Annotated in this window: 25 protein-coding genes; 13 read left to right on the top strand and 12 right to left on the bottom strand. The window is 71.3% G+C overall.

Features of this window, described 5'->3' with window-relative positions; all coding sequences use genetic code 11:
- The first annotated feature begins 176 nt into the window (after window positions 1-176).
- Together ACWCPM_RS13195 and ACWCPM_RS13190 are read left to right on the top strand one after the other, a co-directional pair.
- Window positions 177-1,346: an acyltransferase family protein gene (locus ACWCPM_RS13195; protein WP_450976228.1), complete on the top strand. Its 1,170-nt coding sequence runs from the start codon at window positions 177-179 to the stop codon at window positions 1,344-1,346.
- 396 nt (window positions 1,347-1,742) lie between these two features.
- On the top strand, window positions 1,743-2,675 hold the full coding sequence (locus ACWCPM_RS13190) for a class I SAM-dependent methyltransferase (protein WP_450976227.1): 933 nt from the start codon (window positions 1,743-1,745) through the stop codon (window positions 2,673-2,675).
- 34 nt (window positions 2,676-2,709) lie between these two features.
- Here ACWCPM_RS13190 and leuE read toward each other — a convergent pair whose 3' ends face one another.
- Window positions 2,710-3,357, bottom strand: a complete 648-nt coding sequence (gene leuE, locus ACWCPM_RS13185; protein ID WP_450976226.1) for a leucine efflux protein LeuE — start codon at window positions 3,355-3,357, stop codon at window positions 2,710-2,712.
- Between the two features lie 39 nt (window positions 3,358-3,396).
- Window positions 3,397-4,977: an acyl-CoA mutase large subunit family protein gene (locus ACWCPM_RS13180; protein WP_450976225.1), complete on the bottom strand. Its 1,581-nt coding sequence runs from the start codon at window positions 4,975-4,977 to the stop codon at window positions 3,397-3,399.
- Between the two features lie 145 nt (window positions 4,978-5,122).
- Between ACWCPM_RS13180 and ACWCPM_RS13175 the strand changes: the two genes are divergently transcribed.
- A complete protein-coding gene (locus ACWCPM_RS13175) occupies window positions 5,123-5,962 on the top strand; it encodes a L,D-transpeptidase family protein (protein WP_450976224.1) in 840 nt (279 codons plus the stop codon).
- A gap of 190 nt (window positions 5,963-6,152) precedes the next feature.
- On the opposite strand, the gene ACWCPM_RS13170 is transcribed toward ACWCPM_RS13175, so the two are convergent.
- The 7 genes from ACWCPM_RS13170 to ACWCPM_RS13140 form a co-directional block, all read right to left on the bottom strand.
- Window positions 6,153-7,220, bottom strand: a complete 1,068-nt coding sequence (locus ACWCPM_RS13170; protein WP_450976223.1) for a hypothetical protein — start codon at window positions 7,218-7,220, stop codon at window positions 6,153-6,155.
- A complete protein-coding gene (locus tag ACWCPM_RS13165; protein WP_450976222.1) occupies window positions 7,220-7,891 on the bottom strand; it encodes an RNA polymerase sigma factor in 672 nt (223 codons plus the stop codon). Before ACWCPM_RS13165 ends, ACWCPM_RS13170 begins: the two co-directional genes overlap by 1 nt.
- Window positions 7,892-8,293: 402 nt before the next feature.
- Window positions 8,294-8,500: a hypothetical protein gene (locus ACWCPM_RS13160; protein ID WP_450976221.1), complete on the bottom strand. Its 207-nt coding sequence runs from the start codon at window positions 8,498-8,500 to the stop codon at window positions 8,294-8,296.
- On the bottom strand, window positions 8,500-9,114 hold the full coding sequence (locus ACWCPM_RS13155; RefSeq protein ID WP_450976220.1) for an RNA polymerase sigma factor: 615 nt from the start codon (window positions 9,112-9,114) through the stop codon (window positions 8,500-8,502). The genes ACWCPM_RS13160 and ACWCPM_RS13155 overlap by 1 nt, the downstream gene beginning before the upstream one ends.
- 166 nt (window positions 9,115-9,280) lie before the next feature.
- The gene (locus ACWCPM_RS13150; RefSeq protein ID WP_450976256.1) at window positions 9,281-9,631 is read right to left on the bottom strand and encodes a hypothetical protein; all 351 of its coding nucleotides are present in this window, start codon (window positions 9,629-9,631) and stop codon (window positions 9,281-9,283) included.
- 222 nt (window positions 9,632-9,853) lie between these two features.
- Complete coding sequence (locus tag ACWCPM_RS13145; RefSeq protein WP_450976219.1) at window positions 9,854-10,462, bottom strand: hypothetical protein; 609 nt, start codon at window positions 10,460-10,462, stop codon at window positions 9,854-9,856.
- A gap of 329 nt (window positions 10,463-10,791) precedes the next feature.
- Window positions 10,792-12,372, bottom strand: a complete 1,581-nt coding sequence (locus ACWCPM_RS13140; protein WP_450976255.1) for a beta-N-acetylhexosaminidase — start codon at window positions 12,370-12,372, stop codon at window positions 10,792-10,794.
- Window positions 12,373-12,662: 290 nt separating this feature from the next.
- Between ACWCPM_RS13140 and ACWCPM_RS13135 the strand changes: the two genes are divergently transcribed.
- The 5 genes from ACWCPM_RS13135 (at window position 12,663) to ACWCPM_RS13115 (ending at window position 16,741) form a co-directional block, all read left to right on the top strand.
- The gene (locus tag ACWCPM_RS13135) at window positions 12,663-13,178 is read left to right on the top strand and encodes a 2-oxo-4-hydroxy-4-carboxy-5-ureidoimidazoline decarboxylase (RefSeq protein WP_450976218.1); all 516 of its coding nucleotides are present in this window, start codon (window positions 12,663-12,665) and stop codon (window positions 13,176-13,178) included.
- Between the two features lie 156 nt (window positions 13,179-13,334).
- Window positions 13,335-13,715, top strand: coding sequence for a succinate dehydrogenase, cytochrome b556 subunit (sdhC, locus tag ACWCPM_RS13130; protein WP_450976217.1), 381 nt, complete (start codon window positions 13,335-13,337; stop codon window positions 13,713-13,715).
- Between the two features lie 5 nt (window positions 13,716-13,720).
- Entirely contained in the window at window positions 13,721-14,203 is a 483-nt protein-coding gene (locus tag ACWCPM_RS13125) for a succinate dehydrogenase hydrophobic membrane anchor subunit (RefSeq protein ID WP_450976216.1), read from the top strand.
- A 22-nt stretch (window positions 14,204-14,225) separates the two neighbouring features.
- Window positions 14,226-15,980, top strand: a complete 1,755-nt coding sequence (gene sdhA, locus ACWCPM_RS13120) for a succinate dehydrogenase flavoprotein subunit (protein ID WP_450976215.1) — start codon at window positions 14,226-14,228, stop codon at window positions 15,978-15,980.
- Window positions 15,980-16,741: a succinate dehydrogenase iron-sulfur subunit gene (locus tag ACWCPM_RS13115; RefSeq protein WP_450976214.1), complete on the top strand. Its 762-nt coding sequence runs from the start codon at window positions 15,980-15,982 to the stop codon at window positions 16,739-16,741. Before sdhA ends, ACWCPM_RS13115 begins: the two co-directional genes overlap by 1 nt.
- Window positions 16,742-16,877: 136 nt before the next feature.
- Here the strand turns inward: ACWCPM_RS13115 and ACWCPM_RS13110 are convergent, their stop codons facing one another.
- Together ACWCPM_RS13110 and ACWCPM_RS13105 are read right to left on the bottom strand one after the other, a co-directional pair.
- Window positions 16,878-19,355 carry a DUF4132 domain-containing protein gene (locus ACWCPM_RS13110; RefSeq protein WP_450976213.1) on the bottom strand — a complete coding sequence of 826 codons (2,478 nt, stop codon included), beginning with the start codon at window positions 19,353-19,355 and terminating at the stop codon, window positions 16,878-16,880.
- Window positions 19,355-19,747 (bottom strand): hypothetical protein, encoded by a 393-nt coding sequence (locus ACWCPM_RS13105; protein ID WP_450976212.1) that lies wholly within the window; start codon window positions 19,745-19,747, stop codon window positions 19,355-19,357. Before ACWCPM_RS13105 ends, ACWCPM_RS13110 begins: the two co-directional genes overlap by 1 nt.
- A 68-nt stretch (window positions 19,748-19,815) precedes the next feature.
- On the opposite strand from ACWCPM_RS13105, the gene ACWCPM_RS13100 reads away from it, so the two are divergent.
- From ACWCPM_RS13100 to ACWCPM_RS13080, 5 genes are all read left to right on the top strand, one after another.
- Window positions 19,816-20,226: a VOC family protein gene (locus tag ACWCPM_RS13100; RefSeq protein ID WP_450976211.1), complete on the top strand. Its 411-nt coding sequence runs from the start codon at window positions 19,816-19,818 to the stop codon at window positions 20,224-20,226.
- Window positions 20,227-20,358: 132 nt separating this feature from the next.
- Complete coding sequence (locus tag ACWCPM_RS13095; protein ID WP_450976210.1) at window positions 20,359-20,766, top strand: hypothetical protein; 408 nt, start codon at window positions 20,359-20,361, stop codon at window positions 20,764-20,766.
- Between the two features lie 137 nt (window positions 20,767-20,903).
- On the top strand, window positions 20,904-21,395 hold the full coding sequence (locus ACWCPM_RS13090; protein ID WP_450976209.1) for a thiol-disulfide oxidoreductase DCC family protein: 492 nt from the start codon (window positions 20,904-20,906) through the stop codon (window positions 21,393-21,395).
- Window positions 21,396-21,404: 9 nt separating this feature from the next.
- Window positions 21,405-22,175 carry a TetR family transcriptional regulator gene (locus tag ACWCPM_RS13085; protein WP_450976208.1) on the top strand — a complete coding sequence of 257 codons (771 nt, stop codon included), beginning with the start codon at window positions 21,405-21,407 and terminating at the stop codon, window positions 22,173-22,175.
- Between the two features lie 91 nt (window positions 22,176-22,266).
- Window positions 22,267-22,884, top strand: a complete 618-nt coding sequence (locus ACWCPM_RS13080; RefSeq protein ID WP_450976207.1) for a Uma2 family endonuclease — start codon at window positions 22,267-22,269, stop codon at window positions 22,882-22,884.
- On the opposite strand, the gene ACWCPM_RS13075 is transcribed toward ACWCPM_RS13080, so the two are convergent.
- Window positions 22,856-25,279 carry an MMPL family transporter gene (locus ACWCPM_RS13075; RefSeq protein ID WP_450976254.1) on the bottom strand — a complete coding sequence of 808 codons (2,424 nt, stop codon included), beginning with the start codon at window positions 25,277-25,279 and terminating at the stop codon, window positions 22,856-22,858. The genes ACWCPM_RS13080 and ACWCPM_RS13075 overlap by 29 nt on opposite strands.
- Window positions 25,280-25,353: the final 74 nt, after the last annotated feature.

Genomic DNA, 25,353 nt, shown 5'->3' with positions numbered 1-25,353 from the left:
CGGTGAGCAAATCATGTTTCCGTCGAACGGAATTCCGTCAACCGACGCCCTAGGGTGGCGGGCGGCGTCGCAGGACGTTGACACACATCTCCGGGGTTATGACGGTTGCGAGCGCTTTGGGCAGGATGGCACGCATGCAGGCCCACGGACAGACGAGGTAGCCGAGGTATCCCAGCGTGACCGAGACGGTCGTCAGTACAGCCAAGCCCCACACCGCCACCCCCACACCCACGCAGCCGCTCGACACCGGCGGCGTCCGGCCGCGGCCCAGAAGCACCGGGGGCCGGCTGCGCGCCCTGGACGGGCTGCGGCTGCTGGCCGCGGTGATGGTGGCGCTGTACCACTACGGCGGCCGGGGCGGTGAGATCACTCATGCGTGGGGTTCGTCACCCAAAGTTCAGTTCCCGACGCTCCACTCCTGGTTCGCCTACGGCTGCCTCGGCGTCCAGATCTTCTTCGTGATCAGTGGCTTCGTCATCTGCATGAGCGGCTGGGGCCGGCCCCTGCGCTCCTTCTTCGCCTCCCGGGTCGCCCGCCTGATGCCCTCGTACTGGGTGGCCGTCGTCCTGGTGACGGCGGTGTTCGCGCTGCCGGGCGTGGCCTACGCGGCGGTGTCGCCCAGCGAGGCGCTGGTGAACCTGACCCTGCTCCAGCAGCCACTCGGCGCGGACCGGGTGCTCGGCGTCTGCTGGACGCTGTGGGTGGAGATCCGCTTCTACGCGCTGTTCGCCGTCTGCATCGTGCTGCCCGGCGCCAACAGGCAGCGGGTGGTCATGCTGTGCGCCGTCTGGACGCTGCTCGCGGCGATCACGCAGGCCGCCGATCAGCCGTTTTTCGACCTGATCCTGATGCCGGAGTACGCGCCGTTCTTCATCGGCGGCATGGGCATCTACCTGCTGCACCGCAACCGGCGGGACGTCACCGCCTGGGGCATCGTGGCGGTGAGCTGGCTGACCGGGCAGCACCAGGCGGTGGCCCACCTGTGGCACAGCCCCCGGCCGGACCAGTTCTCCTACCGCTCCGCCTCGGTGATCATCCTGATCGTCACGTTCGGCTTCGTCGCCGTGCTCGCGGTGGCGCTGGGGTGGCTGAACTGGGCCGACTGGCGGTGGCTGACAGTCGCCGGGGCGCTGACGTACCCCTTCTACCTGGTCCACGAGCACCTGGGGTGGCCGGTCGTCGAGTTGCTGCACCAGGACCTCGGGCTCAGCTCGTGGATGACGATGACCGGCACGCTGACGACCATGCTGCTTCTGGCATGGCTTTTCAACCGGTATGTGGAGAAGTGGTCCACGCCTGTGCTGCGGCGGGCGCTGACCCAGGTACGGGAACCGTCCAAAGGGTGACTCCGCGAGGGCCTGACGTCGACCCGACCCACCCGGACGTCGCGGGCGTGGCTCTCGGGGACGCCGCGCCGGCCCTCGATGACGGCCCTCGGGTCCGCCGTGAACCAGGTCCGCGCGGCCCGGCGGCCGCGTCGGGCGTGCGGGCGCATCGGGCGTGCGGGCGCATCGGGTGCGGGAAGCGCGGAATGCGCGGCCCTGACGGGGGTAATCGAAGCATCCTGGTAATCGTTCACCGGGCGTGTTGCCGTTCGCCCCACGGGTGGGCCCGGGACCGCGTACGGTACGTAGGGAATTGACCCGGTATTCACCTTCTCGGGGGTTTCGATGGGCTCTCCTCCCGGGCAGGCGCCGGGCGACTCCTGACCGCACACCGCAACGAGGAAGTGCTCGCCTTTCATGACCACTGCACATGAGGCGCCCCCGCGTCCCCGCCGGCTCGACGACGTCCCAGGCTGGTTCCCCGTACTCGACCAGATGCTCTTCGAGTGGCTTCTGAGCCGGCAGGAGGCCGCGGGCATCCGCGGCGATCTGCTGGAGGTCGGGGTCTACATGGGCAAGAGCGCGATCTTCCTGGGCCGCCACCTCCGGGAAGGCGAGCGCTACACCGTGTGCGACCTCTTCGAGGGCGACGCCCCGGACAAGGCCAACCGGGTCGAGTCGACGAAGTCGTACAGCGCGCTCACCCGCCAGGTCTTCGAGACCAACTACCTCTCCTTCCACGACGAACTCCCCCGTGTCGTGCAGGGCCCCAGCTCGCTCGTGCCCGGCGAGGTCGAGCGCGACTCGTGCCGTTTCGCGCACATCGACGGCTCGCATCTGTACGCGCACGTGTACGACGACATCGCCGCCGCGCGTGACGTCCTCCTGCCGGACGGGATCGTCGTCCTGGACGACTTCCGCTCGGAGCACACCCCCGGTGTCTCCGTCGCCGTCTGGGAGGCGGTGCTCAGCCGGGGTCTGCGCCCGATCTGTCTGACCACTCAGAAGCTCTACGGCACCTGGGACGACCCGGCGCCCGTGCAGGACGCGTTGATGGCGATGGCACGGGAACGCGACGACTGCGGGATGAGCGTGCAGCACGCGGCCGGGCACCGCCTCGTCCGGCTGAAGTCGAAGGGGATGGAGGCCCCCGACTTCCCGCCGTCCCGGCATGCGCGGGGAACGCCCGAGCCGGGCGCGTCCACGGCATCGGGCCCGGGGGCGACCCGCCTCGCCTCGTCCCGGGGCACCGGCGACCGCGCCCGCCGTCTCGCGATCGACCTGCTGCCGCCGCTGGTGACCCGCGCCATCCGCCGGGCCCGCGCCGCCAAGCGGGCGGCGGCACGCTGACGCGGCGTGTGAGGGACCCCGCCGCCCGGCTCTCCTAGGAACTGGTCAGCGACAGCTTCACCGCGAACCCGAGGAAGAGCGCCCCCGCCGCCGAGGTGACCCCCGCCGTGAGGCGCCTACGGCGGCGGAAGGCCTCGGCCAGCTTCGTACCGCCGAATATCAGCGCGCTCAGGTACAGGAAACTGGCGAGCTGCGCGAACGCCCCGAGCACGACGAAGGACAGCGCGGGGTGGGCGTACCCCGGGTCGACGAACTGAACGAAGAAAGCGACGAAAAAGAGGATCGCCTTGGGGTTGAACAGGCTGATGACGAGCGCGCGCCGGAACGGCCGCTCATCGCCCGGCTCCGGCGCGGCAGTGGCCGCCGCGCTCTCCCGCCGCGTCCGCCACATCCCCCACGCCGCGCGCATCATGCCGATCGCGAGCCAGGTCAGGTAACCGGCACCGGCGTACTTCACGATCCCGAACAGCAGGGCGTTCGCCTGCAGCAGCGAGGCCACTCCGGCCGCCGACAGCGTCATCAGCACGGTGTCGCCGCACCACACCCCGGCCGCGGCCGTGTACCCGGGGCGGACTCCGCGCCGGGCGGCCACGGACAGCACATAGAGCGAGTTGGGGCCGGGCAGCAGGACGATCAGGGCGAGCCCTGCCAGATAGGTGGGGAGATCGATGACACCGAACATGTCCAGGAGTGTCGCACGGTGGTACGACAACGGTTCGGGTCAGAAAGAGTCACTCGGTACGTGACTCCCCCAGACCTCCCGCAGGGCGTCGCACACCTCCCCCACGGTCGCCCGCGCCCGCAGCGCCTCCTTCATCGGAGGCAGCACGTTGTCGTCGCCCTCGGCCGCCTCCCGCAGCGCCGCCAGGGCCGTGTCCACCGCCCGCCCGTCCCGCCCGGCGCGCAGCGCGGCCAGGCGCTCGGCCTGCTCCGTCTCGATGGCGGGGTCGACGCGCAGCGGCTCGTACGGCTCGTCCTCGTCGACCGTGAAGCGGTTCACCCCGACGACGACCCGCTCACCGGCGTCCGTCTCCTGGGCGATCCGGTAGGCGCTGCGCTCGATCTCGCCCTTCTGGAAACCGAGCTCGATCGCGGCGACCGAACCGCCCAGCTCCTCGACTTTCGCCATCAGCTCGACGGTGGCCGCCTCCACGTCGTCCGTCATCCGCTCGACGGCGTAGGAACCGGCGAACGGGTCGACGGTCGCGGTCACATCGGTCTCATGGGCGAGGACCTGCTGGGTGCGCAAGGCGAGGCGCGCGCTCTTGGCGGTGGGCAGGGCGATCGCCTCGTCGAAGGAGTTGGTGTGCAGGGACTGGGTGCCGCCGAGCACCGCGGCCAGGCCCTGGACGGCGACGCGGACCAGGTTCACCTCGGGCTGCTGGGCGGTCAGCTGCACGCCGGCCGTCTGCGTGTGGAAGCGCAGCATCAGCGACCTCGGGTCGCGCGCACCGAACTCGTCGCGCATCACCCGTGCCCAGATCCGGCGGGCGGCACGGAACTTCGCGACCTCCTCCAGGAGCGTCGTCCGGGCGACGAAGAAGAAGGACAGGCGTGGGGCGAAGTCGTCGACGTCCATGCCCGCGGCGACGGCCGTGCGAACGTACTCGATGCCGTCGGCGAGGGTGAACGCGATCTCCTGCACGGGGGACGCGCCCGCCTCGGCCATGTGGTAGCCGGAGATCGAGATGGTGTTCCACCTGGGCATCTCGGTCCGGCAGTAGCGGAAGATGTCGGCGGTCAGCCGCAGGGACGGCCCCGGCGGGAAGATGTACGTGCCGCGCGCGATGTACTCCTTCAGGACGTCGTTCTGGATCGTGCCCGTCAGCTGGTCCGCCCGGATTCCCTGTTCCTCCGCGACCAGCTGGTACAGCAGCAGGAGCAGCGCGGCCGGGGCGTTGATCGTCATCGACGTCGACACCGTGTCCAGCGGGATGCCGTCGAACAGCACCCGCATGTCGTCGATCGAGTCGATGGCCACGCCGACCTTGCCGACCTCGCCGTGCGCGAGGGGCGCGTCGGAGTCGTGTCCCATCTGGGTGGGCAGGTCGAAGGCGACCGACAGTCCGGTGGTGCCGTGCGCGATGAGCTGCCGGTAGCGGGCGTTGGACTCCGCCGCCGTGCCGAAGCCCGCGTACTGGCGCATGGTCCAGGGGCGGCCGGTGTACATCGTGGGGTACACCCCGCGGGTGAACGGGTAGGCGCCGGGCTCGCCCAGCCGTAGGGCCGGGTCCCAGCCGTCCAGGGCCCCCGGCCCGTAGACCGGTGCGATGGGCAGTCCGGATTCGGACTCGCGCGCCATGGTGGTGCCTTCCGCCGGACGGTGACCACTCCTTGCAGTGACTCACTCCGTGCCCACCACGATGCCGCGCCGTTCGCGAACCGTCCTGCGCGGGAAGCCATCTCAGGTGGAGCCGGTGCACTTCGGTGAGAAGGCGGGGACTGACATGCGCGAGGCATGGGCGGGAAGGACGGTTGCCGCGCTGGCGGCGCTCGCCGCGGTGTGCGGGTGCACCGTGCCGGCCGTGGACGCGGACGGAGAGCCGCGCGGGCCGATCCACATCGACATCACCCGAACGGCACCCGCCCCGGCGTCCCCCACCGCCTCGGCGACGCCCGGCCGGCCGGCGCCCCCGGCGCCCGCACCGGAACCGGCCAGGGTGCTCTGGTCGCCCGGCGACACCGGCCGTGACGTGCGCGAACTCCAGGCACGACTGCGCCAGGTCGCCTGGCTGTTCGACGGACCGACGGGAACGTACGACGATCTGACCGAGCAGGCCGTCCGGGGCTTCCAGGGCAAGCGCAAACTGCCGAGGACGGGCACCACGGACACCGTCACCTGGCAGCGGCTGCTGAAGATGACCCGCGAGCCCGGCCGATGGGACCTGTACCTGATGGGCGGTCAGCCGGCCGACGCGCCCGACGCGCGCTGCCGGACCGGGCGGGTGCTGTGCATCAGCAAGACGAGCCGCACACTGCGCTGGATGATCGACGGCCGGACGGTGACGACCGTGCCGGTGCGCTTCGGTTCGCAGTACACACCCACCCGGGAGGGTGAGTTCCGGGTGTACTGGAAGTCCCGCCACCACCACTCCACGCTGTACGACTCGCCGATGCCGTACGCCATGTTCTTCAGCGGGGGGCAGGCCGTGCACTACTCGTCCGACTTCGCCGCCCGCGGTTACGCGGGGTCCTCGCACGGCTGTGTCAACGTCCGGGACGAGATGGTGATCGCGCAGGTGTTCGGCGCGGTGGAGAAGGGCGACAAGGTCGTCGTCCACTGGTGAGGTGAGGGGCGCGGGCGGGACCGGGGGAACGTGTCCCGCCCGCGCTCAGGTGCACGAGCCGTAGGTACGGGGGGAACCCCGGCTCAGTGCGACAGCCGATGACCAGTCGGCTCACTCAGTACTGCGCCGACGCGGCCCGAAACGTCACACCGCTCGGGCAGAAATATCTACGGGACAGGAAAACCGCAGTTCAGAGGGTTGAGTACGAGGCGCTCGACGTCGGCAGCAGTGAGGCCGCCCGACGGGGCAGGTCCGGGGCGAGGGCCGCGGACCTGCCCGAGGCGCGGGGACCGGAGCCGTTCCGGCCTTCACCGCCGTCCTCGTCGTCCTCGTCGTCGCCGCGACCGTCGTGGCCGCCGCCCCAGCCGTCGCCGTCGCCCCAGCCGTTCGAGTGGCCGTCGTCTCCCCGGCCGTCCGGGTCGTCGTCGCCCCTGCCGTCCCGGCCCCAGTCCTCGTCCCGGCCGCCGTCGGAGCCGCCGAGCACGACTTCGCAGTAGGCGCGCACACGCGCGTGGCCGCCCGCCGCCTGCCTCAGGGCGCGCTCACGGTCGTCGTCCAGACTGCGGCCCTCCCGCAGGTCGCGGCAGGCCGAGGTGAGCGCTCGCCACCAGCCGCGGCTGTCACGCGTCCCCTTCCCGCTCTCCTCGCGGCCGGACGGGGTGTCGTCGCCGGAGGTTCCCGGGGCGCCGACGGCGGGGTCACCCGCGCTCGCGTCCGGCGTGGGGGAACCGGGCTGTTCGCGCCGTGTCGGCGAGGGCGGGACCTGCGGCCGCTCGGGCGGCTCGGCCGCCGAGACGGAGGCGGCCGGGCGCGGGGCGTCCTCGTGGAACGGTGTGTCCAGGACTCCGGTTCCGGCCGCGACGGCCACTCCGCCGACCATGGCGACGGCCAGCGCGGCGGCCAGCCCCATCCGTACGGGACGGCCCCGGCACGGACGCCGGGCGGCGTGGGCACGGCCACCCGTACGAGCGCCGATGCGTACCAACCCGGCGTCGGAAGCCGCTATTTCGCCAGGCACGCGAAGGACGGCCTGTTCGCTGTCGCGGTCCGCCCGCACCTTGCGGAAGGCGGCCAACGCGGCGGCCTCGCCGGGAAGCTCGTCGCTGTTCAGCGGGGGTTCCGGGGAGAGTGCGCCGAGGGTGCCGGCGAGTCGGTCGGCCTGTCGGCGGGTGACGTTAGCGGCGGCGTCCAGCGGCTCACCGCTCAGCAGGCGCTCCGCCGTTTCGCGGTCCAGCCACCTGTACTGCTCGTCGGCCATCACATGTCCTTCTGCGTCCGCGTGCGCGTAGGCGTCACACTCGCGGACGTCACCGCGCGGGCGCGCGGTTCACGCTGGGGCGGCAGGGCGTCGAGCACACCGGCCGATTCCGGATCGGCGTCGAGGTCACCGAGCAGCTCGGCGAGCCGTTTGAGCCCCCGGTGCGCCGCGGTGCGCACCGCGCCCGCCCGCTTGCCGAGCGTCTCGGCGGCGGTGTTCGCGTCGAGCCCCACCACCACCCGGAGCACCACGGCCTCGGCCTGGTCCTGCGGCAGCCGGGCGATCAGCGACAGGGCGTGGTCGGTGGCGAGGGCCTCGATGGCCTCGCCCGCGGTGTCGGACTCCGCGGGCCGGCCGGTCAACTCGGTCTCGTCCCCTCCGATCGCGGGCCGCCGGCCGCGCATCCGTATGTGGTCCAGGGCCCGGTTGCGGGCTATCCGGGCGGCCCAGCCGCGGAACCGGTCCGCGTCGCCGCTGAACCGCTCCAGGTCCCGGGCTATCTGCAGCCACGCCTCCGACGCCACGTCCTCGGCGTCGGGATCGCCGACCAGCGTCCGCACGTATCCGAGCAGGCGCGGGTGCACCGCGCGATACACCGTCCGGAACGCGCTTTCGTCCCCGTGCTGTGCCGCGAGCACCGCGGCCGTCAGCTCCGCGTCGTCCCCCACCACGCGCGCCCTTCCTTGCGACCGAGCCGGCACCGCTCTCACGGACCGGGTTCGCATCTCGTCTGCGACCGAGCCGGCACCGCTCCCGCGGCCCGGGTTCCCGCCGTCGTGGCTCCTCGGTCGACGGCTGCGGTTCGAGGACCGCTGCGGTCGCGGTGGTCGTACCGCTTCCGCGCTCCGGCCCTCCGCCTTCCGGCGCGAAAGGCACGTTACGTCTTGAAACTGTGTCCCGTCCATGCAGGTAGTCGACGATGCAACTAACTCGTGACGCAGTGAGGTGTGACAGAAAACGCACTCATGACGCTGAAGGAAGTACGGGCCGCCGCGCGGCCCGTGCCGCGCGACGGCCGGGGCCTCTCCTGTGGGGGGTGGCGGCCCCGGTCGTTGCCTTGGCGGCCCCCGGCCTCACCCGGCCCCGGCGCTCCCTGTCCTCCAGTCGTCCCGGCGGCGCGTACGAGCCCGGTGGGCGCCCCCGTCCCGGGCGGCGCGGAACGCGTCCAGAGCCTGCCGCTCGGCCTCCGCGTCCAGCCGGCCGTCCCGCAGGGCGGCGCGGAGCACGGCCGCGAACCGCCCGCCGCGCCGACCGTCCCCGGAACGCCGCTGACCCTGCATCACGACTCCTCCGGGCCAAGGGGATCGTCCTGCGGCCCGTCCTCGGTGCCCAGCCGACGGGCGAGTCGCCTCAGTCCCCGGTAGGCGGCCGTCCGCACCGCGCCGGGCCGCTTGCCCAGCACCCGGGCGGCGGCGGGGCCGTCCAGACCGACGACCACCCGCAGCAGCACGGCCTCCGCCTGGTCGCGCGGCAGTTCGCGCACCAGGGTCAGGGCCCGCTCCGTGGTGATGGACTCCAGGGCCTGGTCGTGTGTGCTGTGCGGGCCCGGCAGATCCAGTACGTCCGGTTCGAGCGCCGCCGGCCGGGGCCGTGCCCGGGTGCGGCGCAGATGGTCCAGCGCCCGGTGCCGGGCGATCGTCGCGGTCCAGCCGCGGAACCCGGCGCCGTCGCCCTTGAACCGGCCCAGGTCGCGGGCGATGTCCAGCCAGGCGTCCGACGCCACGTCCTCGGCATCGTCGCCGACCAGCCCCCGCAGGTAGCCGAGCAGCCCCGGCTGCACGAGCCGGTACGCGACCGCGAAAGCGGCCTCGTCGCCGTCCTGCGCCCGCGCGACCGCGACGCCCAATTCCCCGTCGTACGCGTGCGCGCGACGGGATTCCCCTCCCTGGCCCACTACCGTCCTCGTTCGCACCGCGTTCGTAGGAGTCGGCACGCCCTGCGACACGACCCCGTCGTGTCGACGCCCCCGAGGTCATCAGCGTCAGGCCACACAGAAGTGTCACAGCTCGTCAGACGCCCCCGCACACCACCGAGTCACACGGGCGCCGAGCGGCGCTCCGTCATCGGCCGCGACCGGCGTCCCGGCACAGCAGCCGCAACGAACCGTCGCCGGTGAAGCAGCGGCGGGCCTCGTCGAGGGGGTCCCAGAGGCGGCCGTCCGGCGTGCGGATCCAGTGGTCGCCGCCGCCGGCCCACCACTCGGCACCCGTCTGACGGGCGATCACCTCACCGGCGTAGGAACCGAGGCCGCGCAGAATGGGTTGCGCCGCGGCGTACGGCGTCCCCTCCCTGCGCAGCTCGTCGATCAGCCGGTCGGCATGCCACAGGGACTGCGCGGAGTAGTCGAGCCGCAGCCGCGCCCCCTCCCGTAGGGCCGCCACCGCGTCCGCGGCCCAGCGCACCGGCTTCATCGCGGCCGAGGGCCTGTTCTCCGGGGTGGTCCCCGTTCGGGTCGTCGTCACAGTCTGGTTCGTCACAGTCGGGGTCGTCACCTTCGGGAAAGCGTGCTGCGGCAGCGATTCGTCACGCCTGTTCGGCCGCTGCCCGCAACCGGCACAGGACCGCCCCACGGCACCCCGGGGACGGTCACAGGATCCTCGCGCCGCGCCGGTTTCAGGTTCCCTGTCCGGGGCTCAGGCGTTCCTCGCGCGCCGCGAGACCACCGCGCGCAGGACCCTGCGGCCCTCGGTCGAGACCTCCAGGGCACGGCGCAGGCCGACCGTGCCGTGTTCGGTGAGGAGTTCCAGGACGGTGACCTGGCGGCGCAGTTCGGCGGCGACGAGGGGGGACACGGCGTCCGCGCGGCCCGCGACGGGGGCCGCCTCGGACCGGACGGCCTCAAGAACCTGCGGGAACGTTTCGGCCGAGACCGCGCCGTCCTCCGCCGGGTCGAGCGACCGGTGGATCTGCAAGGACGCCACCGAGCAGCCGTCGGCCCACACCCGCGCCTCGGCGGCGGACCGCACGGCCGGGGCCCCGGCCAGCATCCGCCGCACCAGCAGCGCCGCCTCGTCCTCGACGTCCGCCGCGTCCATGACGTCGCCGACGCCCAACTGTCCGCGCGCCTTGTCCAGCAGCGCTCCCCACGCGACGGCGTCCCCGTCGTCCGCCAGGTTCGCCCACAACGGGCGCAGCACCTCGTCGTCGCCTCCGAGGAGCGGAACGCACCGGTCCAAACAAGCCAACGCGCTTGCGGTCAGCCCGCGTTCGTCGGCCCGCGCGATCAGTTCCACCAGGCTCATCCACGCCTCCCGATCCGGGGCGCCATCCGTTACGGAGCCCGCACTTCCCCTGACTGCGCGCCATACTGCCGTACTGTCACACCGGCACGACACCCGCTCGGCGAAGGAACCGGAAGAATAGATTTTCGGCCAACAGGGCGGCGTCGGCGCCCGGCACGTCGGGCAGCGGCCCCGCGGGCGCGATGTACCCGGTCACCGCCGCCCGGGCGACCGCCCGCCGGAGGATTCGCGGGCTCCGAGGAGGCAGGCGTCCGCCCCCCGGCCTCCCGGCGAGCGCGTTCCCCTAGCCGACGTCACCGTCACCACCGGCGTACCGCCCCGCGAGGTCCTCAGCCGAGCCGGCCCGCCAGTGCGCTGAACTCCGCCCAGGTGAGCTCCGGCTCCCCGGCGTCCCACAGCTTCTGGACCGTCGCGCGCAGCGGCAGCCGTATCCCCGCTGCCACCTGGTCCTGCGTCTGGGAGTTCGCGAGATCGCACCACACCGCGAACGAACCGCCGAGGATCTGGCCGTCGTACCGGGCGGCGACCGGCTGCGTACCGCGCAGCACGCGCGGCGTCCACTGCTCGTATATCCGCTGCCCCGTCGGATAGACGAAGGTCTGCGGCTGGCCGAGGACGTAGTAGAGGAACTCGTCGTTGTAGTTGATGACCTCGCGGCCCGCGCTCAGATACTCCACCGGCTGGCGCGCGCCGATCTCCTTGCCCGTCCAGTACGCGACCTCGATGTCCTTGTCGGGCTGCACGGAGGCGTCGCGGTAGAAGCCGTCGTTCCAGGCACGCGGTGTGCGGTCGAGCGCCCGGACCGCGGCGGCGCGGTCGTTGAGCCAGCCGGTGGCGAGGTCGGCTACGGTGCCGCCGGGGCCGTACGCCTCGCGCGCGGCGGCGGCGAGCCGCGGGTAGGAGGTCTGGGGGTCGGACACGGTGAGCGCCCGGTACTCGTCACCGCCGAGGTGCCACTGCGTTCCGGGGAAGAGTCCGGCGTACTCCTGGAACAGCTCGTCGACGAGCTTGCCGGCCTCGGGGTTCGCGATGTCCACCGCGCCGGTCGCCGCGACGCCCTGCGCGTTGCGCAGCTGCAGGTCGGGGTGGGCGGCGATGATCGCGCCGAGATGCCCCGGCGAGTCGATCTCCGGCACGATGCCGATGTGCCGGCTCTCGGCCAGCTGGACGATCCTTCGGACCTCCGCCTGGGTCAGGTGCTGCTGCGAGACGACCTCGGGATGCGAGGTGGACTCGATGCGGAAGCCCTGGTCGTCGGAGAAGTGCAGGCCCAGTTCGTTGAACTTGAGGTCGCCCAGCTCCCGGATCCGGTCCTCGATCCAGTCGGCCGTGAAGTGCTTGCGGGCGATGTCCACCATCAGCCCGCGCCGCTCCTTCGCGGGTTCGTCCCGCACGACCCCCTCGGGCGCCGTGGCGCCGTCGTCCACCGTCTGCTTGAGCGTGCGGGTGCCGTAGAAGACACCCGCCTCGGAGGGCCCGCTGATGTCGACACGCCCGTCGCGGACGGTCATGGTGTACGACTCCTGGTTCGCCCCGTCGGGCCCGCCCAGCGCCAGCCGGACGTCCCCGGCCCGCGAGTCGCTCCGCTCCCCCGCGTACGTCAGCCCCAGCTCGCCGGCTGTCAGGCGCCCCTCGTCGGCCAGCCCGGCGTCGGCCACCACGACGCGCCCGCCCTCCTGGGGGCGCCAGCCGGGACCGCGCGCCGGGGAGTGCTCGCGGACGGCGGGGATGGTGCGCGGAGCCTCGGACAGCGCGTAGGAACGGGTGGGCGACGGGGTGGGTGTGGGCGTCGGTGCCGCCGCGACGGGGGCGGAGGGGTTCGCGGACGCGCCGCCCGGTGCCCCCTTGCCGGTCCACAGGCCCAGGCCGAGGCCCACGAGCACCACGGCGGTGGCGACCACCACGATCAACCACCGCGTCCGTATGTCGCTGCGCGCCGACACCCGGCGCCTGTGCTGGCTCACTCCACCAACGTACGACTCCAAGCGTCCACCGCGCGTCCCTAAACTCTCCCGTCCGGGTGAAATTCAGGCCTCCCTCGGACACGCCGTGAACACTCTCGATAACGTGACGGCACATCTCCTCCACAATCCCCTGCCGACACACGCGACGCCCACGAGGAATCACGCTGCCCGCGCACCGTCTCCCAGACCTCCCCGGCCGAGTCGCCATACCGGTGCGGACCGGCCTGTCGCCCGCCTTGGCGCACGTCAACACCGCCCCCGCCGCCGAGCTCCGGCAGTCCCTGCTCGGCTGCCTGAACAGCGTCCGCTGGGCCGACCGCCTCACGGCCCACCGTCCCTATCCCGACCCGGCCGCCCTCCTCGCCGCCTCGGACGAGGCCGCCTACGACCTCACGGCCGGCGACCTGGCCGAGGCCCTGTCGGCCGAGTCCCTGCCCGCCCTCCCGGAGGGCGCGTACTCGGCGGCCCACACGGCGCTGAGCGCGGCGCACGCGGCCTACGAGGCGCGATTCGGTCACGTGTTCGTCATCTGCCTGGACGACACGCCCGAGGACGAGATCCTCGACCGGCTGCTGGCCGCCATCCGGTCACGATTGACGAACGATCCGGAGGAAGAGCGGGTCGTGGCGGCCGAGGAGATCCGCCACCTGGCGAGGGGACGGCTGCTGGAGCTGCTCAGGGGCACGAGGAACCGCACGACCGGCCATGACACACCCCCACCCGGCGCGGAACCGTACAGGCCACCTGAATAGCCCGTTCGACTGCCAGTTTGATCACATCGCGCGACCCGGGCTCAGCCGAGCGGCGGCGCGTCGCTACGATGCTGGGGGCCGGTGGACCGTACCCGGCCGGGCCCGTCCGACACCGAAGCCGGCAGGCCCCAGTCCCCGCTCCCGGAGGGTGCTTCCGTGCCGGCTGGAACGCTGTACCGCGGCCGGGAAGGAATGTGGTCCTGGGTGGCTCATCGAGTCACCGGCGTCCTCATCTTCTTCTTCCTGTTCGTACACGTGCTGGACACCGCTCTCGTCCGCGTCTCCCCCGAGGCGTACGACGAGGTCGTCGCCACCTACAAGACGCCGCTCGTCGCCGTGCTGGAGTACGGCCTCGTGGCCGCCGTCCTCTTCCACGCGCTCAACGGCCTGCGTGTCATCGCCGTCGACTTCTGGTCGCAGGGCCCGCGCTACCAGAAGCAGATGCTCTGGTCCGTCGTGGGTGTCTGGCTCGTGCTGATGCTCGGGGCGATCTACCCCGTCCTCGGTCACGCCGCTCGTGAAGTCTTCGGGAGCTGACGCGCATGTCCACCACTGACGAGACCGTCTCCGGCATCGGCCCCGTCGAGGGCGCCGCCCTCTACACGGTCGACGACCCCGCACCGCTGATCGAGGCCCCGCGCCTGCGCACCAAGAAGACCCCGCGGACCACGCGCGGCAACTTCGAGATGATCGCGTGGCTGTTCATGCGGCTGTCCGGCATCGTGCTGGTCGTCCTGGTCATCGGCCACCTGCTGATCCAGCTCGTGCTGGACGGCGGTGTCTCCAAGATCGGCTTCGCCTTCGTGGCCGGCCGCTGGGCGTCCCCGTTCTGGCAGGTCTGGGACCTGCTGATGCTGTGGCTCGCGATGCTGCACGGCACCAACGGGCTGCGCACCGTCATCAACGACTACGCGGAGCGCACGAACACGCGTCTGTGGCTGAAGGGCCTGCTGTACACCGCGACGGTGTTCACGATCCTGCTGGGCACGCTGGTGATCTTCACCTTCGACCCGAACATCCGCTAGGCACGGGGCTGAGGTACTACTGATGAAGATCCACAAGTACGACACCGTCATCGTCGGCGCCGGTGGCGCCGGTATGCGCGCCGCGATCGAGGCGACCAAGCGCAGCCGCACCGCCGTGCTGACCAAGCTCTACCCGACCCGCTCCCACACGGGCGCCGCGCAGGGCGGCATGGCCGCCGCGCTGGCCAACGTGGAGGAGGACAACTGGGAGTGGCACACCTTCGACACGGTCAAGGGCGGTGACTACCTGGTCGACCAGGACGCCGCCGAGATCCTGGCGAAGGAGGCCATCGACTCGGTCCTCGACCTGGAGAAGATGGGCCTGCCGTTCAACCGGACCCCGAACGGCACGATCGACCAGCGCCGCTTCGGCGGTCACAGCCGCAACCACGGCGAGGCCCCGGTCCGCCGCTCCTGCTACGCGGCCGACCGCACCGGCCACATGATCCTCCAGACGCTGTACCAGAACTGCGTCAAGGAGGGCGTGGAGTTCTTCAACGAGTTCTACGTCCTGGACCAGCTGATCACCGAGGTCGACGGCGTCAAGCGCTCGGCCGGTGTCGTGGCGTACGAACTGGCGACCGGCGAGATCCACATCTTCCAGGCGAAGGCCGTGATCTACGCCTCCGGCGGCACCGGCAAGTTCTTCAAGGTGACGTCGAACGCGCACACGCTGACCGGTGACGGCCAGGCCGCGGTCTACCGCCGGGGGCTGCCGCTGGAGGACATGGAGTTCTTCCAGTTCCACCCGACCGGCATCTGGCGCATGGGCATCCTGCTGACGGAGGGCGCCCGTGGTGAGGGCGGCATCCTGCGCAACAAGGACGGCGAGCGCTTCATGGAGAAGTACGCGCCCGTCATGAAGGACCTGGCGTCCCGTGACGTCGTGTCCCGCTCCATCTACACCGAGATCCGTGAGGGGCGCGGCTGCGGCCCCGAGGGTGACCACGTCTACCTGGACCTCACCCACCTGCCGCCGGAGCAGCTGGACGCCAAGCTCCCGGACATCACCGAGTTCGCGCGCACCTACCTCGGCATCGAGCCGTACACCGACCCGATCCCGATCCAGCCGACGGCGCACTACGCCATGGGCGGCATCCCGACCAACGTCGAGGGTGAGGTCCTGGCGGACAACAGCACCGTCGTCCCGGGTCTGTACGCCGCCGGCGAGGTCGCCTGTGTCTCCGTGCACGGCGCCAACCGCCTCGGCACCAACTCGCTGCTGGACATCAACGTGTTCGGCAAGCGGGCCGGCATCTCGGCGGCGGAGTACTCGCAGAAGGCGTCCTTCGTGGAGCTGCCGGAGACCCCCGAGTCCCTCGTCCTGGAGCAGATCGAGCGGCTGCGGACGTCGACGGGCAACGAGCGGGTGGCGATCCTGCGGCGGGAGCTGCAGGAGACCATGGACGCGAACGTCATGGTGTTCCGCACCGAGCAGACGATCAAGACGGCCGTCGAGAAGATCGCCGAGCTGCGCGAGCGCTACAGGAACGTGTCGATCCAGGACAAGGGCAAGCGGTTCAACACGGACCTGCTGGAGGCCATCGAGCTGGGCAACCTGCTCGACCTGGCCGAGGTCATGGCGGTCTCCGCTCTGGCCCGCAAGGAGTCCCGCGGCGGTCACTACCGCGAGGACTACCCGAACCGCGACGACGTCAACTTCATGCGCCACACCATGGCGTACCGCGAGGTCGGCGCCGACGGCACCGAATCCATCCGTCTCGACTACAAGCCGGTCGTCCAGACCCGCTACCAGCCGATGGAGCGTAAGTACTGATGGCTACACCCGTTCTGGACAAGGCCGAGGAGCAGTCCGCGGCCTCCCCGTACATCACCGTCACCTTCCGGGTCCGCCGGTTCAACCCGGAGGTCTCGGCGGACGCGACCTGGGAAGACTTCCAGCTGGAGATCGACCCCAAGGAGCGCGTCCTCGACGGTCTGCACAAGATCAAGTGGGATCTGGACGGCACCCTGACGTTCCGTCGCTCCTGCGCGCACGGCATCTGCGGCTCGGACGCCATGCGGATCAACGGCAAGAACCGCCTTGCCTGCAAGACGCTGATCAAGGACATCAACCCCGCGAAGCCGATCACGGTCGAGCCCATCAAGGGCCTGACGGTCCTGAAGGACCTGATCGTGGACATGGACCCGTTCTTCCAGGCGTACCGCGACGTGATGCCCTTCCTGATCACCAAGGACACCAACGAGCCGACGCGTGAGCGTCTGCAGTCCGCCGAGGACCGGGAGCGCTTCGACGACACGACGAAGTGCATCCTGTGCGCGGCGTGCACCTCCTCGTGCCCGGTGTTCTGGAACGACGGCCAGTACTTCGGCCCCGCGGCGATCGTCAACGCCCACCGGTTCATCTTCGACTCGCGTGACGAGGCCGGTGAGCAGCGCCTGGAGATCCTCAACGACCGTGACGGCGTGTGGCGCTGCCGCACGACGTTCAACTGCACGGACGCCTGCCCGCGCGGTATCGAGGTCACCAAGGCGATCCAGGAGGTGAAGCGGGCGCTCATCACGCGCCGCTTCTGATCCGCGCCGCTTCTGATCTGCGCCGCTTCTGATCTGCGCCGCTTTGCGAGGGCCCCGTTTCCGGTGAGGCACCGGAGACGGGGCCCTTGCGCGTCCACAGCGGGCTCGGGCGCGTCCGAAGCCGGGTCGGCTGCGTCTACAGCTGGCTCAGGATGGTCGGGTCGGTGATCTTGGTGTCGTCCGCGAGCATCATCGCCTTGCTCAGGATGACCGCCAGCATCCGGTCGCCCTCGTAGGGCAGGTAGCCGGACCGGGGTGCGCCCGCGGCCGACTTGGGGACGATGCACAGGTACTGGTCGTTCGGGCTCCTGAGGATGTTGCCCGAGCCCAGGTGGATCCTGTACGTGTGGCGCTCGCCCTTCACCTGGAGGAAGCGGCCCTCCAGGGTGCAGCGGTCGGCTATCGCCAGCCTCGGTATCAGGCGTTCGAGCAGCGCGCGGCGCGTCTCGGCGCTCTGGCCCAGCTCACCGAAGCCGTACGACGTCCAGTACTCGCGGAAGCGGCCGTCCGGGCCGCCGTCCTGCCAGGTCGGGTCGTTGCCGACGCTGGCCACGCCGACGAACAGGTCCACGTCGCGCAGGACTTCGGACAGCACCAGGGGCGGGATGTCGGTGAGGGGGACCGGGCCGACCGGGTCGGCGCCGTCGCGCAGCCACATCCGGTACTCGCCGCCGTAGCAGTGCGCCGAGTTCTCCGGGGCGTCGATCGGGTAGAAGCGGACCTGGTCGGTGCGCAGCCGGAGATAGCTGCCGGACTCGGTGGTGTCGACGCCGTAGTCCTCGCCCTCGCCCTCGACCCAGTACTCGGCGCGCAGGCCCCACTGCCTCAGCTCGCGGGTGGCGGGCGGGGCCTCGTCGTCGACGCACAGCCGCAGCTTGTTGCGCCAGCCCCGGATCGCGGCCAGCGAGTGGAACTGGTGCTGGCGCAGGATGTGCGCCGCGAACCGGTTCGAGTACGTGCCCGTCGCGCGCTCGGCGTCCGTGAGCAGGTACACCTCGCGGTGGGCCTGCTTGAACGGCTGGGTGACCGCGTGGCGCTCCAGCCAGTCCCGCCAGGCGACGATCTGCGCCGGCTCGTGGTCGACGGGGTGCCAGAGCGCGACCTCGGCGCCCTGGGTGACGGGGTCGTCGGTGAGGGTGCGCAGGGCGCCGTCCGCGTGGCCGACGGTCATGCCGTCGACGGTCCACAGCAGGCGCCGGGCGAGCGTGCCGACGAGGGGGTGGTCGAGGTAGCGCTCGCGCCAGGTGTCGTAGGACCAGGTGCGCCGGGCGAGGAACTGCCGGTCGAGGCGCTCGCTCTGGGCCGTGAGCATCTTGTCGATGTCCTTGACCGCGGCCTTGAGTTCCTTCAGCTCGTCGGCGTGGTCGCGGCGCACGGCGGCGGGGACGGCCTTGACCGGCTTGCCCGCCGCGTTCCGCCAGTTCAGCAGCGCCCGGGGGCCGTCGACGGACAGCTCGGCGGTGGCCTCCCCGAACGTGTACCGGGCGTGGCCGACGTCGGTGAGGCCGTACGCGGGGACAGCCAGCTCCTCGATCTCGTCCCGGCCGAGGCCGAGCGCCTGCGCGCGGGTGTCGAGCGCGGCGTCGAGCAGCTTGAGCGTGCCCTTGTAGGTGACGCGGGTGGTGAGCCGGGCCAGTTCGGCCAGCGGGGCCTCGCCGTCGAGGCGGGCGAGGGCGCCCACGGCGGCGTTGGCGACCTTGGGGTTGCGCGGGCCGAGCCCCTGGACCTTCCTCAGGCAGGTGTCCACCAGCGTGCCCAGGGTGCGCGCGGTCGCGGCGTCGGCCGGCAGCAGAGCCAGCAGCCAGGTCAGACCGCGCAGCGCGTTGGCGTTGTACGGGTCAAGGGTGTCGTTGGGGTTCGCGCCGTAGTACGTGGGCACGAGCGGGTGGGTGCGGGGGCGGCCGACCAGGGCGAGCCAGGACAGTGCCGGCTGCCGCAGGGCCTCGGGCCCGACCGCGTCGATCAGGGACCGCGCCGTCCGCTCCCACTTCACCGAAGGGCGTGCGGCCGTGGCCGTGGCCGTGTGGGCGAGCAGCCGCTGCCAGACCTCGTCGAGGCCCGAGACGTCCGCGAGCGCCCGGTCGGACCATGCCTCGCCGGGGTTGACGACGGGATGGGGCATGCGCTTCACCAGGGTTCCGAGTTGGTGGGAGCCGTTCCAGAGCATCAGCTGGGAGCGGCGGACGACGGCGACGAACCCGCCGGGCAGGTCACGGCCCTCGGTCAGCTCCAGCTCCGCGAGCCGCACCAACTGGTCGGTGTGGTAGTGCATCTCCCGCTCGGCGGCGAGCCGGATCAGCGCGGCGCGGGTGTCGCGCGACTGGCCCTCGACGAGTTCCCCGCCCTGGATCCAGTCGACCAGGTGCACGATGCGGCTGCGTACGGCCGCGTACTCGTGGTACCGGACCGCCAGGTGGTGCAGCAGTGCCGCCTTGAAGTCCGGGGCGGCGTCCCGCACGGCGGTGGCGGCCTTGCGGCCCTCCCCGCTCCAGAGGTCGTCGATCGTCCCGGCGAGGGCGAGCAGCGCGGGCACGGCCCCCTCGGCGTCGCCGGCGGCGACCAGGTCGAGGACGGCCCTGACCTGCCCGGCGTACTCGGATGTCGATGTGATCATCAGCCACCCACCAGGGGGACGAGCTTGAGGAACGTGACCTCGGTGCCGAGCGGCAGCTCGATCTCCTCTTCGACGTCCGTGACCTGACGATCCCCGACGAGGACCAGGAAACCGTTGCCCGCGAAGGCCCTCAGCGCCAGCTCGGTCTGCGCCTCGGGGTCTATCCGGCGGGGGGTGCGCAGCGCGTACCCGTTCAGCACCCGCTCGGCGTCCGAGGGCTGCACCAGCCCCTGGAACACGCCCGGTGTGCGCGCGTTGTACTCGGCGACCTCCTGGAAAACCCGGCGCCTGATCAACTCACCCACGGTGAGCCGCTCCTCGGCGACCTCGAGCTCCCAGCCCGCGCCCCTGTCCCCCGTCGTCGTCTCGTCGACGAACGTCACGATTGCCATGCCGACGACAGTAGGGGCCACCACTGACAATGCCGGGGTTCGGGCGCCCGCCGACCTACGCTGACGGCATGTCAGATGACGAGTCGTACGAACTGCTCGGTTTCGACAACGTGCTGCTGCCCGTCGGGGACCTCGGCGAGGCCGTGGACTTCTACGAGCGGGCCGGGTTCACGACCGGGTTCCGGATCGACGAGGCCGGGATCGCGCAGCTGAAGGTCGGCGGCGAGATGCCCGGGCTCCTGCTGCGCGAGGAGGAGGAGTTCGGGCACCGGCCGCCACCGTGGCCGTCCCCGCGGGTGTGGATGGAGGTGCCGGACGCGCGGGTGGCGGCGGAGTCGCTGACCGCCGCGGGCATCCCGCTGCTCGACGCCCCCTCCCCCGTGGCGACCGGCTGGACGGTCGAGATCGCCGATCCCTGGGGGAACGTCGTCGGGTTCACGGACTACAGCAAACGGCCGGAGCTGGGCCGGATCTCCTGACCCGGGCACAGGTCGGGCGGCGCGCGCCGCCTCCCCGACGGACGAGCACCACGCCCGCCTTGAACGCGTTCAAAAATGGGGCTACAGTCATCCCTGTCAGCGTTTTGAACGCGTTCAAGAAAGGGTGGGGACATGGACCGCACAGTCGTCGCTTACGTCATCTACCTGGTCGTCAGCATCTCTCTGACCATATGGGTGGCCCGTACGCTCAGCCGGAACGGGCGGATCTTCCTGGCCGACGTACTGCACGGCAACGAGAAGCTCGCCGACGCCGTCAACCACCTCCTGGTGGTCGGCTTCTACCTGGTCAACCTCGGTTTCGTCGCGCTCTATCTGAGCGGCGACGAGACCATCACCGACACGCGCGGCATCTTCGAGGCACTGTCGACCAAGCTGGGCGTGGTGCTGCTGGTGCTCGGGGTGATGCACCTGGGCAACGTCTACGTGCTCAACCGGATCCGGCGGCGCGGCGCGATGGAGCGGGAGCAGCTGCCGCCGGTCCCGCCCCAGGGGTGGGTCGCTCCGGCGACCGGGGCCTGAGCACCGTGGAGACGGTGCAGGGGGGCCGGAGCGGGTACAGCGCTTCGGCCCCGGCGGGGAGCGGGTGCGGTGCAGGGGGGCCGGAGGGCCAGGGTGGCGGTGCTTCCGCCCCGGACGGGGGTCGGGGCGGAAGCGACGTGGCCACGGCCGCCGTGGGGAGCCGGGGCGCGGTGCGCGTCCCGGTCCGCCGGCTGACCGTGCTGTACGACGCCGAGTGCGCGCTGTGCGCCTTCCTGCGCGACTGGCTGGCACGGCAACGGCAACTGGTGCCGCTGGACCTGGTGCCGGCCGGTTCCGCCGAGGCGCGGCGGCGCTTCCCCGGCCTGGACCACCGCACGACGCTCGACGACATCACCGTCGTCGGCGACGGCGGGCAGGTCTACCAGGGCGCCGCCGCGTGGATCGTCACCCTGTGGGCGCTGCGTGAGCACCGTCCGCTCGCCCACCGCCTGAGCACGCCCGCGGGGATGCGGGTCGCGAAGGGGGCGGCGCTGGCCGCCGCGAAGTGGCGTGGCGGGCAGTGGGGCGGACAGGCCTACCCGCGCGCGGAGGGGTGGACGTACGAGCCGTCCCTGGGGTGGGTGTACCTCCCCAAGGGGTGCGCGGACGGCGCCTGTCCCACTGACTAGGCTTTCTTCGTGCCCGCGAACAACGACAGCCCGAACGAACGCCCCGGTGCGGGCGGCGGTACGCCGGCCAAGGCCGAGCAGACCAAGTCCGAGCAGACCCGTGCGCTGATCCTGGAGACCGCGATGCGGCTGTTCCGGGAGCGCGGTTACGACAAGACCACGATGCGGGCCATCGCACAGGAGGCAGGGGTCTCCGTCGGCAACGCGTACTACTACTTCGCCGGCAAGGAGCACCTCATCCAGGGCTTCTACGACCGGGTCGCCGCCGAGCACCAGGCGGCGGTCCGGGACGTGCTGGGCCGGGAGACCGACCTGGAGTCACGGCTCGCGGGCGTCCTGAAGGCCTGGCTGGACGTGGCCATGCCGTACCACGAGTTCGCAGTGCAGTTCTTCAAGAACGCCGCCGACCCTGACAGCCCGCTCAGCCCCTTCTCCCCGGAGTCGGAGCACGCGCGCGAGGAGGCCATCAGCGTCCACCGGGAGGTGCTCTCGGGTTCGCGGACCAAGGTGGCGCCGGAGCTCCGCGACATCCTTCCGGAGCTGATGTGGCTCTCCCAGATGGGCCTCGTCCTGTACTGGATCTTCGACCGCACGGAGGGGCGGGAGCGCAGCTACCGCCTGGCCGAACGGGGCGCCCGCCTCACCGCCCGGGGCGTCTCCCTGGCCCGCTTCCGGGTGCTCCGGCCGCTGGTGCTGGAGGTCCACGAGCTCTTCACGGACTTCCTGCCGGGGATGACCAAGGTGCTGCCGGACCCGGGAGGCAAGGGCCGGGCGGGCTGATCCACGATCGGGTGAAGCCCCACGATCGGGACGTTCGGGTCCTCACCTGCCTACGATGATGCTCTCGACACCAGCCCCTAGGAGGCACGCGATGTCCGCTGCATCCGTCGAGCAGCCCTTCGACGACGACGAGCCGTTCTCGCTCACGGCCATCGCCGACGAGATCATGGAGCGCCATCCGGGCTACCGCGTCGAGATCATCGGAGGCCACCTCCTCGTGACCCCAACACCGGATGCGCCGCACGCCCGCGCCCTCACCGGCCTCATGCTGCCGTTCATTGCCGCTGGACTGCACGGCACGGAGACCGAAGTACTCCAGAACGTCGGCCTCTGGCTGCCCACCGGGGCCGAGGACTACGCCATCCCCGATCTCGTGGTGGTGGATTCCGACATCGATGATCATTTCGTCGAGAAGAACACGTACGACCCTGTCTGCTTCCGCCTCGTCCTCGAGGTCACATCCAGCAACTGGAAGGACGACCTGAGGACCAAGCCAGGCGCTTACGCCCAGGCCAAGATCCCCGTCTACGTCATCGTCGACCGCAAGCATCAGCGACTCCACGTCCTCACGGAGCCGACCGGGAGCGAGTACGCGAACCACCGCGTTCACGCTCCCGGCGAGACGATCACGCTGCCCGAGACGATCGGCGCCAAGGTCGCCCTCGACGTGGAGCAGATCATCAAGGCCGGGCAGCGGAAGGCTGACTGACGGCGTCCACCTCCCCCTCCGCCAGCTCCACGTCGTACACCAACGGCCCCTCACCGACCGCCACCTGACCCTCGCGTGAGGGGTGCGTCGCCGCCGTCACCGCCAGCAGATACGTCCCCGGCCCCGGTACGGCCACGATGTACGAACCGTCCGCCAGCGACGCCACCCGGTCCAGCTGACGCCCGCCGCGCGACAGCAGCGTCACCGCCGCGTCCGACACGGGCTCGCCCTCCACCGTGCGGATGAAGCCGTGGACCACCGAGGCGGGACCGCTCGTCTCCTCGACGGGCTCCTGCTCCCGAGGTTCCACCGCCAGATGCGGCAGCCGCTTCTCCAGTCCCGCCGGCAGCCACCAGTTGGCCTTGCCCAGCAGGTGCATCGCGGCCGGCACCAGCGCCGTACGCAGGATGAACGCGTCCAGCGCCACCGCCGCCGCCAGGCCGATGCCGGCCATCGCGCCCTCCATGTCACCGCTGAGCACGAACGCGGAGAAGACACAGATCATGATCAGGGCGGCACAGTTGATGACGCGGCTGGTCTCCGCGAGGCCGACCCGCACCGCGCGCGCGTTGTCCTTGGTGTGCACCCACTCCTCGTGCATCCGGCTCACCAGGAACACCTGGTAGTCCATCGACAGGCCGAACAGCAGCGACAGCATGATGACCGGCAGGAACGCCGTGATCGGGCCCTCCTTGCCGATGCCTAGCAGTTCCGTGCCCCAGCCCCACTGGAAGATCGCCACCAGGACGCCGAAGGACGCGGCCGCCGCGATCAGGTTCATCAGCGCCGCCGTCAGCGGGACCACCAGCGAGCGGAAGGCCACCAGCAGCAGGAGGAAACCGAGCGCGATGATCGTCGCGACGAAGTACGGCAGCCGGTCACCCGTCACCGACGCGAAGTCCTTGAAGACCGCTGTCACGCCGCCCACATGGGCCTCGGCGCCGGACGCCGGGATCACCTCGTCGCGCAGCACGTCGATCAGCCGGTCCGTCTCCTCGGACTGCGGTGAGGTGGTCGGCACGACCTGGATCACCGTGACGTCGTTCACGGGCGGCAGCGCGGCCACCTGGGCGACGCCCTCGGCCGACTCGATGCCCGAGACCAGCGCGTCGGGTGCCGCACCGTCCACCACGACCTGGAGCGGGCCGTTGACACCGGGACCGAAGCCCTCGGCGAGCAGGTCGTAGGCCTGCCGGGTGGTCTGCGTGTCCTGGTGGTTGCCCTGGTCGGTGGCGCCCAGCCGGATCGACAGCACGGGCAGGGACAGCACCACCATGACCGCCAGCGCGAGCGCCGCGATCGTGCGCGGCCGGCGCTGGACGTACGCCGACCAGCGCGCCGCGAGGCCGCTGGCCTCCTCCGACTCCGGGCCCGAGTGGGCCAGCCGACGCCGCTGCCGGCGGCTGAGCACCCGCATGCCGAGCACGCCCAGCAGCGCGGGCAGCAGCGTGACGGCCGCGAGGACGCTGAACACGACGGTCAGCGAGGTCGCGATGACCACGCCGTCCAGGAAGCGCAGGTTCATCACCAGCATGCCGGCCAGGGCGATGCAGACCGTGCCACCGGCGAACAGCACCGCCCGGCCCGAGGTGTTGAGGGCGATGACGGCCGCCTCCTCCGGCTTCGTACCGCGCAGGATGGCACGCCGGTGCCGCGTGACGATGAACAGCGCGTAGTCGATGCCGACGCCGAGGCCGATCAGCGAGCCCAGCAGCGGAGCCACGTCGGGCACGTTCGTGGCATGGCTGAGCAGCATCGTCGAGAGCATGCCGGTACCCACGCCGAAGATCGCCACGACGATCGGCAGCAGCATCGCGGACAGCGAGCCGAACGCCAGGAACAGCACGATCGCCGCCGCCCCGATACCGACCAGTTCGGCCGTGCCGGTGGGCGGCTCCTGGGTGCGCGCGATCGCCTGTCCGCCCAGCTCGACCTGGAGCCCGTCGCGCTGCGCCGCCCGCGCGGTGTCCACGACGTCCTCGATCAGCTCCATCGGGACGGCGTTCGCCTGCTCGGTGAAGGTCACCTGGGCGTACGCGATCCTTCCGTCCCGGCTGATCTGCGCGGCGCCCCGCTCACCGGCGTAGGGGCCGGTGACCTCGCCGACGCCGTCCATCGCGCCGATGCTCTCCAGCGCGGGCTCGATCCGGGACCGGACCTCCTGGTCCCGGACCGTGCCCTCGTCGACCTTCCACACCACCGTGTCGGTGTCGCCCGCGCTCTCCGGGAAGGCCCTCTCCATCAGGTCGTACGCGCGCTTCGAGTCGGTGTCGGGCAGGGAGAAGACGTTCGCGTAGTCCGTACCCGCCGTCGTCGCCGAGAAGCCCAGGCCGGACAACGCCCCCACCCACAGCACCAGGACCACCAGCCGGTGCCGATAGCACCAGCGTGCCAATGTCGCCACGCTCTACGCTCCTTCGTCGCAAGTCGGTCGGTCCCCCAGGTCCTGCGCAACAGGATCGGCGGCGC

The sequence above is a fragment of the Streptomyces sp. NPDC002309 genome, assembly GCF_053593375.1.
Note: the sequence above shows the minus strand (reverse complement) of the source record. Positions and strands in the feature narration are given on the sequence as shown.

Excerpts from the sequence above, each read along its gene's own strand:
- ACWCPM_RS13190 (WP_450976227.1), top strand. The coding sequence starts at position 1,743 with ATGACCACTGCACATGAGGCGCCCCCGCGTCCCCGCCGGCTCGACGAC.
- leuE (WP_450976226.1), bottom strand. The coding sequence starts at position 3,357 with ATGTTCGGTGTCATCGATCTCCCCACCTATCTGGCAGGGCTCGCCCTG.
- ACWCPM_RS13180 (WP_450976225.1), bottom strand. The coding sequence starts at position 4,977 with ATGGCGCGCGAGTCCGAATCCGGACTGCCCATCGCACCGGTCTACGGG.
- ACWCPM_RS13175 (WP_450976224.1), top strand. The coding sequence starts at position 5,123 with ATGCGCGAGGCATGGGCGGGAAGGACGGTTGCCGCGCTGGCGGCGCTC.
- ACWCPM_RS13170 (WP_450976223.1), bottom strand. The coding sequence starts at position 7,220 with ATGGCCGACGAGCAGTACAGGTGGCTGGACCGCGAAACGGCGGAGCGC.
- ACWCPM_RS13160 (WP_450976221.1), bottom strand. The coding sequence starts at position 8,500 with ATGCAGGGTCAGCGGCGTTCCGGGGACGGTCGGCGCGGCGGGCGGTTC.
- ACWCPM_RS13150 (WP_450976256.1), bottom strand. The coding sequence starts at position 9,631 with ATGAAGCCGGTGCGCTGGGCCGCGGACGCGGTGGCGGCCCTACGGGAG.
- ACWCPM_RS13145 (WP_450976219.1), bottom strand. The coding sequence starts at position 10,462 with ATGAGCCTGGTGGAACTGATCGCGCGGGCCGACGAACGCGGGCTGACC.
- ACWCPM_RS13125 (WP_450976216.1), top strand. The coding sequence starts at position 13,721 with ATGTCCACCACTGACGAGACCGTCTCCGGCATCGGCCCCGTCGAGGGC.
- sdhA (WP_450976215.1), top strand. The coding sequence starts at position 14,226 with ATGAAGATCCACAAGTACGACACCGTCATCGTCGGCGCCGGTGGCGCC.
- ACWCPM_RS13115 (WP_450976214.1), top strand. The coding sequence starts at position 15,980 with ATGGCTACACCCGTTCTGGACAAGGCCGAGGAGCAGTCCGCGGCCTCC.
- ACWCPM_RS13110 (WP_450976213.1), bottom strand. The coding sequence starts at position 19,355 with ATGATCACATCGACATCCGAGTACGCCGGGCAGGTCAGGGCCGTCCTC.
- ACWCPM_RS13105 (WP_450976212.1), bottom strand. The coding sequence starts at position 19,747 with ATGGCAATCGTGACGTTCGTCGACGAGACGACGACGGGGGACAGGGGC.
- ACWCPM_RS13100 (WP_450976211.1), top strand. The coding sequence starts at position 19,816 with ATGTCAGATGACGAGTCGTACGAACTGCTCGGTTTCGACAACGTGCTG.
- ACWCPM_RS13095 (WP_450976210.1), top strand. The coding sequence starts at position 20,359 with ATGGACCGCACAGTCGTCGCTTACGTCATCTACCTGGTCGTCAGCATC.
- ACWCPM_RS13080 (WP_450976207.1), top strand. The coding sequence starts at position 22,267 with ATGTCCGCTGCATCCGTCGAGCAGCCCTTCGACGACGACGAGCCGTTC.